Source organism: Methanobrevibacter millerae (genome assembly GCF_001477655.1).
In the GTDB taxonomy this organism is placed as follows: Archaea; Methanobacteriota; Methanobacteria; order Methanobacteriales; family Methanobacteriaceae; genus Methanocatella; species Methanocatella millerae_A.
This window is the reverse complement of record NZ_CP011266.1, coordinates 1,483,044-1,495,775: the sequence shown is the minus strand read 5'-3', so window position 1 is coordinate 1,495,775 and position 12,732 is coordinate 1,483,044. Positions and strand designations below refer to the sequence as shown.

2 protein-coding genes are annotated in these 12,732 nt (G+C 30.7%); both read left to right on the top strand.

Features of this window, described 5'->3' with window-relative positions; translation table 11 throughout:
• The first annotated feature begins 144 nt into the window (after positions 1-144).
• Positions 145-7,971: a DUF3344 domain-containing protein gene (locus SM9_RS06555; protein ID WP_058739378.1), complete on the top strand. Its 7,827-nt coding sequence runs from the start codon at positions 145-147 to the stop codon at positions 7,969-7,971.
• 143 nt (positions 7,972-8,114) lie between these two features.
• The gene (locus SM9_RS06550) at positions 8,115-12,536 is read left to right on the top strand and encodes a DUF3344 domain-containing protein (RefSeq protein ID WP_058739377.1); all 4,422 of its coding nucleotides are present in this window, start codon (positions 8,115-8,117) and stop codon (positions 12,534-12,536) included.
• Positions 12,537-12,732 lie beyond the last annotated feature (196 nt).

The window sequence follows — 12,732 nt, the reverse complement described above, 5'->3', positions numbered from 1 at the left end:
AGTTTATAGTTATTGTATTATAGTATTACTTTTTTATAAAATTTAATTATTTATGTAATACTTTAATTAATTTTATTAATAATAATTATTATATCTTTATTTGTAACTAATCAATTAGTTATAATGTAATTAGGAGGTTAATCATTGAAAATAAATATTAAAAATTCAATTTTCATTTTAGTTTTAATATTTACATTGTTAATTTCGTTATCTGCTATTTCTGCAGCCGAAATTGATGATGTTTCGGTTAATTCAACTGATAATAATATTTTAACAAATAATGATGAAAATAATATTTTAGAAACATTTAATCAAGGAAATTCTGATGATGTTTTAAGTTATCCCGCTTCATCAAGTAATTCCTATTTGAAATTTGAAAATGATGATATAACTATTACTGAAGGTGATAGTTGTGTCATAAAAGGTACTTTATATACTGGAAATTCCATTAATACTGATGGAAATTTTCCTTTGGAGTATAATAATTTAAAAACTAATGATTTGGGATATATTGACATGAGAAATGGTATATTTTCTTTGGACATATCTTCATGGAATTTAAAGGCTAGTAGCTCTAGTTATAAATTAACTTTTAGTGCGGAAGAAAGTGGGGAATATATTGGTGAATTTTTAGGAGGTGGAGGATATCCGGAAATGGATAATTCTTATGTTCTAATTAAAGTTAAGGAAAAACAAGTTCTTCCAACAAATTGGGATTCCGTATATTTGAGGGAATCTGGTGTTGTATCAGGTAGTGCAGATATTATTGCCGTTAATCCATGGACTACCTCTGGAAGTTTGGAATATGCAATTCTTAATGATGTTAAAAATGTTAAATCTGCTATTGTGGTTATAAATTCTTATTCTGGTAGTGGTAATAGTGATACTTATGCATTAACTTCTGATGTAACTTTAACTACTGGTTCTTCAACAAAAAATTTAGGTTCTGAGGCTTTAACATATTCTGGTAATCAGGCAAATGATGATACGGTTTATGTAATTAATGACCATACATCAAAACAGTATTCAGATTATCAATATACTTATAATATTACTGATGATTTAGCTGCCTTGTCTCCTGGCGATACAATCAGGATTAATGTGGCTAATTCAAAGTATGGTAATTATGGTTTTGATGGTAGAATTAAGTTAATTTCTTTGTTTTTAGCTTATGATGATGGTGATGATGATAAGATTAACTATTGGTTTGATGTAGGTCAGGTTTGGACCCAGACATCCTCTTCAATTAATTTAAACACAAATAGTTATACTGGCCCAACAGACAATATTACTTTTAAAACAATCGCATTATCTTCTTTTTTAGCATATGATATTAAATTTAACAATAAAGCTGCTGATAGTCCTTCCAGTCAAAATAGTGGTAATTATTATATTTATGCTGTTTGGGATAACCTGACTAATTATTTCAATTCAGGCAGTAATCTTGTTTATTCTTATTCAGCTAGTAGTTCAGGATATGGTTCTTACAAAACTAACATGTTGTTATTGACTGCAACTGAAAAAGCAGAAGTTATTCCTGAAGTAGTCATAAATTCTTTAACTACTCCATGGGGTGATGGAATTTTTGCAGGTTTGGACAATAACTTGACTATCACCTTGAATAACAAGGAATCTAATGCTCTGGAAAATGTAATTATTGATGTATATGTTGATGAAAGTGATGATGCTGTGGCAAGTTACAATGTGGATTCTTTAACCAGCGGCACTTCTAAATTTATTATTAATGATCCAACTGTTAGAGATATTGATATAAACACTGTCATTGGTAATTATAATGCTAATTTGGTTAAATATACTGTAAATGTTACATATAATGGAAATGTTTTGGATTCTAAATCTTATAATAAAAAACTTGCATATAATGGTTATATTAATAAAACTTATGCTTATGAAGGGCATGATAACATAATTAATAGAAATTATACAATTACTGGTGATGTAATTTTATCATCACAATCATTAGATAAATATGTAAGTGCTGGTGCGGGTTCTAGGACTGAAACATGGGATATTTCTATTCCTGAGAACTCTAATTTGGTTAAAGCATTCCTTTACTTCAATTATAATTGGGACAAATCATATTTCCCTAATGGATGGACTTTATCATTCAATGAAAAGGATATTATAAATGATTATGTATCATTTGAAAAGGACCAAGGTAACATTGGTTGGGGAGATTATCAATATGGTCTTCTAGTATATGATGTAAGTGACTATTTTGTAAACGGTGAAAATACATTTGCTATAACTAAAGGAAGTAATGCTGCTGCATTATATCCATCAACATTGATTGTATTATATAATACTACTGGAAGTACAACACTTAAAGATGTATACTTCACTGACATATGTGATTTATTATATGGTTATTACAATACTGAATATGATGGTGTGACTAATATTTATGTTCCTTATAATGGAATTAATGTAGATAATATTAAAGATGCACAATGGTATGTTGTTGCTGGTGCTGCAAGTGGTGCAAATGATGGTGATTTATCATTCAATGGTAAAGAGTTTAAAAGTATATGGTCAACCCAGTCAAGTGATAATAGCTGTTTTGCTTATGTTGCTGATGTAAGTGATGTTATTGGTGAAGACAATAATGCATGGTATATTACAAATCCTAAAACAATGACTACTGTTGTTGTATATGAACAGATGTTGGTTGTCTCAAGAGATATGCCGTTGCCTGGTGCTGAAACTACACTTAAAACTGAGTATACTAATACTGTTTATGCTGGTGTTGTCAATAACTTAACTTTGACTGTTAAAAATACTGGCATTTCTGGTGAGAATGTTGTTGTTCGTGTTTTGATTGGTGATGAGGAGATTGGTAGCGAAACTATAGCTGATTATGCTGCTGGTGAAACTTATACTTTAAATATTGTTGATTCTACTGTTAGAGATTTAACTGAGAATACTGTTAATGGAAACAACAATGAAAAAATTAATTATACTGTTGTTGTTGAAAATGATGATGGTATTGTTCTTGATGAAAGCAATTTTACTTTTGTTGTTTTGTATAATGGTAATTTAGGTAAGGATTTCGAATATCCTAAAGCTAATCCTACTTTAAGGGAGTTTACTATTTCTGGTGATGTTATTGTTTTAACTCAAAGTGATTCCACATATATGAAAGGTGCTGATACTAACAGAACTGATGTGTTTGATGTTGCTTTAAACACTAATGTTGTCAGTGATGCATTGCTTTATGTTTCTTATAATTGGGATAAAATCGCAGATGGTGATTTTAATACATGGATTACTACTTTCAACGGTCAAACTATTGCTCCTATTACTAGTTACAGGGATCAATCTAACTTGGGAAAATATGGTGTTTATGGTTATGGTTTAGTTGTTTATAATGTGACTGGTTTTGTTGTTGATGGTGAGAATACTTTTGTTTTAAATAAGACTAATGGTAATGTTGCTGTTTATCCAAGTACTTTAATAGCTTTAACAAATAAATCTGGCAGTCTTGTTGGAAAAACTGTTTATATTTTAGAAGAAGCTGATTTGTTATCTAAATCTAACAATAAGAATTTGGATGCTGGATTCAGTACGGCTTTTGATGTGGTTGATGGCAATGCTACTTTATATGTCTTTGCTGCAAGTGCTCAAAATAATGAAGGAAACTTAATTATTAATGATGAGAAAAATGAAAATGTTTGGTGTGGAACTGCTAATTCTGTTGAGGCTTATGTTACAGAGGTTGATTCTGATAATATAAATGTCTACTTTGAGTCAACAGGTGCTACTATTTTAGCATTACACCAGATGGTTGTTGTTGAGTATGGAATTTTACCTGAAATAGACATTGATTCATTGAAAACTCCATGGTCTAGCGGTGTTTATGCAGGTGTTGAAAATAATTTAACTGTTCAAATCAACAATAAAGCATCAGAATCTCTTGATAATGTTGTTGTTGAAGTATATAGCAATGAAACTGATGAAATTGTAGCAACATATGTATTTGATTCATTACCTACTGGAACTTCAACTATTGTCATTACTGATCCAACTGTTAGGGATTTAACTGAAAATACTGTTTGGCCTGGTGCTCAAAACAATAAAATCAAATATAATATTAATGTAAAATATGCTGATAGTGATATTATCAATAAATCATTTGATAAAATTGTTGCATATAATGGTTATCTAAACAAGACATATGCTTATGATGGTTCAGATAATAAAATTAATAGAAATTACACCATTACTGGTGATGTTATCGTTTCACCACAGCCTACTGATGTATATATGGATCAGTTCTCAAGACAAAGAACTGAAACCTGGAATATTTCTGTTCCAGATGATTCAACTTTAGTTAAAGCATTCTTATACTTCAATTATAATTGGGATACTTCTTTCTTCCCTGAAGGATGGACTTTAACATTCAATGGAAATGATATCACTGAAAAATACATTTTCTGGGATATTGACCAAGGAAACCTCGGAGGATGGGGTATTTACCAATATGGTTCCTTAGTATTTGATGTAAGCGACTACTTTGTCAATGGTGAAAATACATTCAACATAACAAAAACCGGAAACTGTGCATTATATCCATCCACTTTAGTTGTTTTATACAATACAACTGCTTCTAAAACCATTAAAGATGTTTACTTTAGCGATATTTGTGATGTATTATATGGATATTATAATAAAGAATATGCAAATGAAACAAATGTATATGTACCATTCAATGGCATTGACATAACTGATATTCAGGATGCTTCATGGTATGTATTCGCGGGTTCTGCCGATGGAAAACATGATGGAAACATATCATTCAATGATAAAGTATTCTCTGATTTATGGGATGAAGGTAGCAGTAACAGTTGTTATCCATATATTGCAAATGTAACTGATGTAATCGGTGAAAATAATGATGCATGGTACTTAACCAACCCTAAATTGATGTCTACTGTTGTTGTATATGAACAAATATTGGTAGTAACAAGAGCTAAGGAGTTACCTGGTGCTGAAACTTCACTAAAAACTGAGTATGCCAACACTATTTATGCAGGTGTTGTCAATAATTTAACTTTAACCGTTAAAAATACTGGAATTTCTGCTGAAAATGTTGTTGTCCGTGTTTTAATTGGTGATGAAGAGATTGGTAGTGAAACCATTGCCAAATATGATGCAAATGAGTCCTACACTTTAAACATTATTGATTCAACAATAAGACCAGTAACCGAAAACACTGTTAACGGAAATAATAATGAGAAAGTAAATTATACTGTAATAGTTGAAAATGATGAAGGTATCATTATTGATGAAAGCAATTATACTGTTGTTGTTTTATACAATGGTAATTTAGGAAAAGACTTCGAATATCCTAATGCTAACTCCACATTAAGAGAATTCACTGTCACTGGTGATGTTATTGTAGTGACTACTGAAGAATATAGTGCAGGTGCTGCAACAAACAGAACTGATGTGTTTGATGTTGCTTTAAATGATGATGTTGTCAGTGATGCATTGCTTTATGTTTCATATAACTGGGATAAAATCGCAAATGGTGACTTCAATACTTGGATTACTACATTCAACGGTCAAACTATCACTCCTATTGCTAGTTACAGAGATCAGTCTAACCTAGGTAACTATGGTAAATATGGTTACGGTTTAGTTGTTTATAATGTAACTGGTTTAGTTGTTGATGGTGTAAATACCTTTGTTTTAAATAAGACTAAAGGTAATGCTGCTGTTTATCCAAGCACTTTAATAGTTTTAACTAATGCTGAAAATAGTTCAATTGAAAAAACTGTTTATATATTGGAAGAAGCTGATTTGTTATCTAAATCTAACAATAAGAATTTGGATGCTGGATTTAACACCATCTTTGATGTGATTGATGGCAATGCTACTTTATTTGTCTTTGCTGCAAGTGCACAATCTGGTGAAGGAAACTTGATTATAAATGGTGAAACTAATACTGACGTTTGGAATGGAACATCTAACTCTGTTGAAGCATTCATTGCAAATGTAACTTCAGGAAATATCAAAATCTACTTTGAATCAACCGGTGCTACTATTTTAGCATTACAACAAATGGTTGTTGTGGAAAATATTATTCCGGAAGTCATTAAACAAAATGCTACAATTGTCATTGATGCTCCTGAAATAACAGAAGGAGAAAACGCTACAATTACAGTAACTGTAGAAAATGCTACTGGTGATGTAACAATAACTGTCGGTAATATTACAAAAACAGATTCATTAACTGATGGTAAAGTCATATTTGTAATTCCTGATTTAAGTAAAGGAAACTATACTATTGATTTAGCTTATGCTGGTGATGATAATTTCAATAATGCAACTGCAAACTCTACATTAACTGTAAATGCTAAGGAGGAACCAGTTCCTTCTAAAGAAAATGTTACTATGAATATTACTGCTGATCCTGTTAGTGATGGTGAAGATGCTGTTGTTGTTGTGGTTTTACCTGAAGATGCTACTGGTAATGTGACTGTTGGCAATACTACTGTTCCTGTGGTTAATGGTACTGCTAGTGTTCCTGTTTCTGGTTTAGCTGTTGGTAATACTACTTTGCCTGTTGTTTATTCCGGTGATGATAAGTATAACCCTGCAGAAGATAATGTAACAATAACAGTTAATCCAAAAGAAGAACCTGTTCCTTCTAAGGAGAATGCTACTATGGATGTTGTTGCAGATAAGGCAGTTGAAGATGAAAACTCTACAATTACTGTAAACTTACCTAAAGATTCTACAGGTAATGTGACTGCTGTTGTTGAGGGCAATCCATACACTGCTCCTGTTGTAAACGGTACTGCAACTATTTCTATTCCTGGTTTAAGACCTGGAAACTACACAGCTCATGTAACATACTCAGGTGATGATAAATACAACCCTGCTTCAAAAGATATTCCTTACGAAGTTGAAGAGGCTGACAAATCAGATATCGTCTCCGCTCCTGACGTAACCAAATACTATGGCGGATCTGAAAGATTTGTTGTAAATGTAACAGACAGTGAAGGTAATCCTGTTGCTAACAAGTCTGTTACTATTGTTATTAACGGTCAAAAATACGACAGAACTACTAAAGCTGATGGTACAACAAGTATTGGATTGTCATTGAACAGTGGTGTTTACAATGCTACTGTAACTGTTGATAACAAGACTATTAATTCAGTCGTTACTATATTGTCTACCGTTAACGGTACTGATGTTGTTAAAGTCTTTAGAAACGCAACTCAATACTATGCTACTTTCCGTGACAGTGAAGGTAACTACCTTAAAGAAGGAACTGTTGTAACATTTAACATCAATGGTGTAATGTATGAACGTAAAATATCTGGTAATGAAGGTTTAGCTAAATTGAACCTCAACTTGGGGCAAGGTAGTTATGTGATTACTGCAATGAATCCTGAAACTGGTGAAAATGCAGCAAACAACATTACTATCATAGCAAGACTCATAGAAAACAGAGATATTACCAAATACTACAGAAATGCAACACAATACACAGTTAAAGTCATTGGTGATGACGGTAAAGCTGTCGGCGCTGGTGAAAGCGTAACATTCAACATCAATGGTGTATTCTACACTCGTCAAACCAACGAATCAGGAATTGCAAAACTCAACTTGAACTTGCCGCCTGGAGACTACATCATCACTGCGGAATATAAAAACTGTAAAGTTTCAAACAAGATTAAAGTATTGCCTGTATTGTCCGCAAAAGACATTTCAATGAAATACCGTGACGGAACAAAATTCGTTGCAACTCTCGTTGACGGTCAAGGTAAGGCATATGCTAGTCAAACTATTCAGTTTAACATCAATGGTGTTTTCTACAACAGAGTTACTGACTCTTCAGGTCAGGCAAAACTAAATATTAACTTACAGGCAGGTCAGTACATTATAACTTCAAGCTATAATGGTGCAAACATCGCAAACACTGTAACTGTATCTGCTTAATGTGAATGATTAGCTTCATTCACTTTTTATTTTTTTAGTAATACTTTTTTTATAAAATTTAACAGTATAGTAATACTTTAACTATGTTTATATATTATTTTTTTAAACTTTTTATTATACATTATTTGATAGGTGTATAATAAATGAAATTTAGAAATAATTTTTTATTATGTTTATTGGTTTCATTTTTGATTATAATGACAGTAGGTGTAGCATTTGCTGATGAGGCACCTGCTATGGAATTAGTTGAAACTGGAACTGTATCAGGGGATGCGCATATTGAAAGTGCAAATCCTTGGAAAACATCTGGAAGTGTTGAATATATAATTCCGGATAATGTTGATGAAATTAAATCGGCTTATGCAATTGTAAATTCGTACTCTGGGAGCGGTGCTCCTACTTATGCTTTATACTCTAATATAACATTAAATACATCAAACGGATTTGAAGTATTGGGCTATGAAGATTTATATAGTGAATTTAGTATGACTAATGATCCTTTAGTTTATGTAGTGAATAATCATACTACAAAACAATATTCTGATTATCAATCTGTTTTTAACATAACTGAAAAAGTTAAGAATTTATCTGCAGGTGATAAAATCACTGTTTCTGTGGAAAATACAAGAAAAGATGGTTATAATTTTGATGCTAGAATAAAGTTAATATCAATAATATTGATTTATGATGATGGAGATGATGATAAAATCAATTATTGGTTAAATATTGGACAGTCATGGACTCAATCCACGCGTTCTAATTTAATTAATACTAAAGATTTCGACGGAGAATATGATGAAGTAACTTTTGAAAATATTGGTTTATCTACTTATAATGCATTATCTCGGATTAATAATAAGTTGATTTATGACCCGATTTATGAAAAGACAGGAAGTTATTTTATAGATGATATATGGAACATTACAAATAATTTTCAAATAAGACAAGACACTAATTTTTCATATAAGGCGTCTACAAATGGTTATGGTTCTTTTAAATCAAATGTTCAATTATTAAAGGTTGTTAAATCATATCTTACTGTAACTTCAGGTATAACTCCACAATATAAGGACACTATTTATGCAGGTGTTCAGAACAATTTGACAATAAACGTTAAATCAAGTCAAGATTTGAATGCAACTGTTAAATTATATAATAATAAAAATTTAGTTTTCAATGAACAAATTAGTTTAAAAAATGGAATAAATCAAAAATTATATTTCATTGATTCAAAAATCAGACCCGTAACTGCCAACACTGTAAATGGAGCAAAAAATAATTATGAAAAGTATACATTAGTTATTGAAGATAGTGCAGGTAATATAGTTAATTCAACAGATGTCTCTTATGCTGTATTATATAATGGAAATTTAGGTAAGGATTTGGCTTATCCTGCTTTTAATGGTACTGTTAATCGTGTTTATAATATTGCTGGTGATGTTGTTGTTTTGACTCAGGATGATTCTGTTTATGCTGGAAGCAGTGCTGCTGGCCTTGAGAGTACTTTTGATGTTAAAGATTCTGATGTTGTTGAGGCTTTGCTTTATGTTTCTTATAATTGGGATAAAATAGCTTCTGGTGATTTTAATTCTTGGAAAGTTTCTTTTAATAATGTTTTAGTTAATCCTGTTGCTAATTATCGTGACCAGTCTAATCTGGGTACTTATGGAAGATATGGTTATGGTTTAGTTGTTTATAATGTTACTGCTTTGGTTAAATCTGGTGCTAATAAGTTGGTTTTAAATAAGGATGCTGGTGGCAGTGCTGTTTATCCTCCATCTTTAGTTTTATTAACTAATAATGATGAAAATAAAACTTTTAAAACGGTTTATATTGCTGAAAATGCTGATTTGTTATCCAAACCTACAAATATTGAATCAGGGTCATACACATTTATGGATGTTGATACAACTGATTTAATTAAATCTACATTATATGTATTTGCTGCCAGTGCACAATCAGGTGAAGGAAATATAATTATCAACGATAAATCATATAATGACATTTGGACTGGAACTAGCAATTCATTAAATTATTTCATGATTAATTCAACTGATGATATTAAAAATAATAATAAAATTTACTTCCAGGCTACTGGTTCAACAATTTTGGCATTGCATCAAATTATTGTCTGTGAAAAATCATTGGAGTTTAATACAATTTCAGCAACAATTACACCTCCATATGCAAACACTGTTTTTGCTGGAGTTAATAATACTTTAACCGTTGATATTGTTAATGGTAATAAGGCATTTGATGGTAGCGTAAAATTATTGGCTGGCGGTAAAGAAATAGCATCCAGTGATTTGTCTCTCAAATATAATTCAACTGGAAAAGTTACCTTTGTTGATAAAACAATTAGGCCAATTGATAAATCTACGGTTAATGGTGAAAAAAATAAAAAAGAGGATTATACTCTTTTGATTGTGGATAAGTTTGATAATGTTTTAAATTCCACTAGTGCTTCTTTCAATGTTTTATATAATGGTAATTTAGGTAAGGATTTGGCTTATCCTGCTTTTAATGGTACTGTTAATCGTGTTTATAATATTACTGGTGATGTTGTTGTTTTGACTCAGGATGATTCTGTTTATGCCGGCAGCAGCGCCACTGGTCTTGAGAGTACATTTAATGTTAAAGATTCTGGTGTTGTTGAAGCTTTGCTTTATATTTCTTATAATTGGGATAAAGTAGCTTCTGGTGACTTTAATTCTTGGAATATTGCATTTAATGGTAAGACCATTGCTCCTGTTGCTAATTATCGTGACCAGTCTAATCTAGGTACTTATGGTAGGTACGGTTATGGTTTGGTTGTTTATAATGTTACTGCTTTGGTTAAATCTGGTGCTAATAAGTTGGTTTTAAATAAGGATGCTGGTGGAAGTGCTGTTTATCCTCCATCTTTGGTTTTATTGACTGATAACAGTAAAAGCACTACTTATAAATTGGTTTATATTGCTGAAAATGCTGATTTATTATCCAAACCTGCAAATATTGAATCCGGATCATACACATTTATGGATGTTAATTCTGATGACTCAATTAAATCTACATTATATGTATTTGCTGCAGGTGCACAGGCTGGTGAAGCTAATGTTGTGGTAAATGAAAAAGGATATAATAATATTTGGAATGGTACAAGTAATTCATTAAATTATCATTTAATTGATATGACTAATTCCATATTGAAATCCAATAAAATATATTTCCAGGCTACAGGATCTACCATTTTATCATTACATGATATTTTAGTTGTAGAATTTGAAAAAATTACTCCTCAATTAAATTTAAGTGCTGAAGATATCACTGTTGGTGAAAATGTAAACATTGATGTGGTACTGCCTCAAGATGCTACAGGTAATGTAACTTTGAACAATTCAACTATTTCAATTAAAAATGGAAAAGCAACTTTTGTTATTTCCAATTTGGATGTTGGTGATTATAAATTTATAGTAAATTACTCCGGTGATGATAAATATAATCCAACCAGCAATGATGTTAATGTCAAAGTAAAAGATAACAAATCAGTTAATTTAACTTCTCCTGATGTTCAAAAATATTACAAAGGGTCTGAAAGATTATATGTTTATCTTAAAGATTATGCAGGTAATCCTATTAGTAATGAATCAATTTCCATTAAATTAAATGGAGTAAGTTATAATCGTCAAACTGATAAAAATGGTGTCGTTTCTATTGCTTTAGGTTTAGGAAGTAATGAATATGATGCCGATATTGCATTTAATGGCAGTAAAAAATATAATTCTGCTAAAATAACATCTAAAGTAATTATTAAACCAACTGTAAACGGTACTGATGTTGTTAAAGTTTTCAGAAATGGAACTCAATATTATGCCACATTTAGAGATTCAACAGGAAAATATTTGGCTGATGGAACTGAAGTTCAATTCAATATTAATGGTGTATTGTATACTAGATCTATAAATGGTGATAAAGGTCTTGCAAAATTAAATATTAATTTACCTAAAGGAGAATATGTTATCACAGCAACAAATAGTGTAACTGGTGAAAATGCAGCTAATAATATTGAAGTCATATCAAAGATTGTTGAAAATAATGACTTGACTAAATATTATAGGAATGCAAGCCAGTATACTGTTAAAATTATTGGTGATGATGGTAAAGCTGTTGGTAAAGGTATCGATGTAAAATTCAATATTAATGGAGTATTCTATACTCGCACAACTAATGAATCAGGCATTGCTAAACTTAATCTTAACTTGCAACCTGGTGATTATATAATTACCGCAGAATATGGTGATTGTAAGGTATCAAATAATATTAAAATTTTGCCTGTTTTGTCAGCCAGTGATTTAAAAATGTCTTATAGGGACGGATCTTCGTTTAAAGCCAAACTGTTAGATGGAAAAGGTATTCCATTAGCAAACGAAAAAATACAATTTAATGTAAATGGTGTATTTTACACCAGAACTACTAATTCAACAGGTGTTGCAAGGCTTAATATTAATTTGATGGCCGGTGAATATATTATAACTTCAAGTTATAATGGTGCAAACATTGCAAATACTATTTCAATTCGTGGATGATTTTTTATCATCCATTCTTTTTTTTAGTAATACTTTTTTATATGATTTTATTGAATTGGTAATACTTTGATTAAATATATTAATAATTATTTTCAAAATATAATCTGAAAGGGATTATTTTATAGTTCTTTTCAAAGGAGGTTTTAAAATAATTAGGAGTAATTTTAATACTTTTAATTTTAAGTATATAGCAATT

Excerpts from the sequence above, each read along its gene's own strand:
- SM9_RS06550 (WP_058739377.1), top strand. The coding sequence starts at position 8,115 with ATGAAATTTAGAAATAATTTTTTATTATGTTTATTGGTTTCATTTTTG.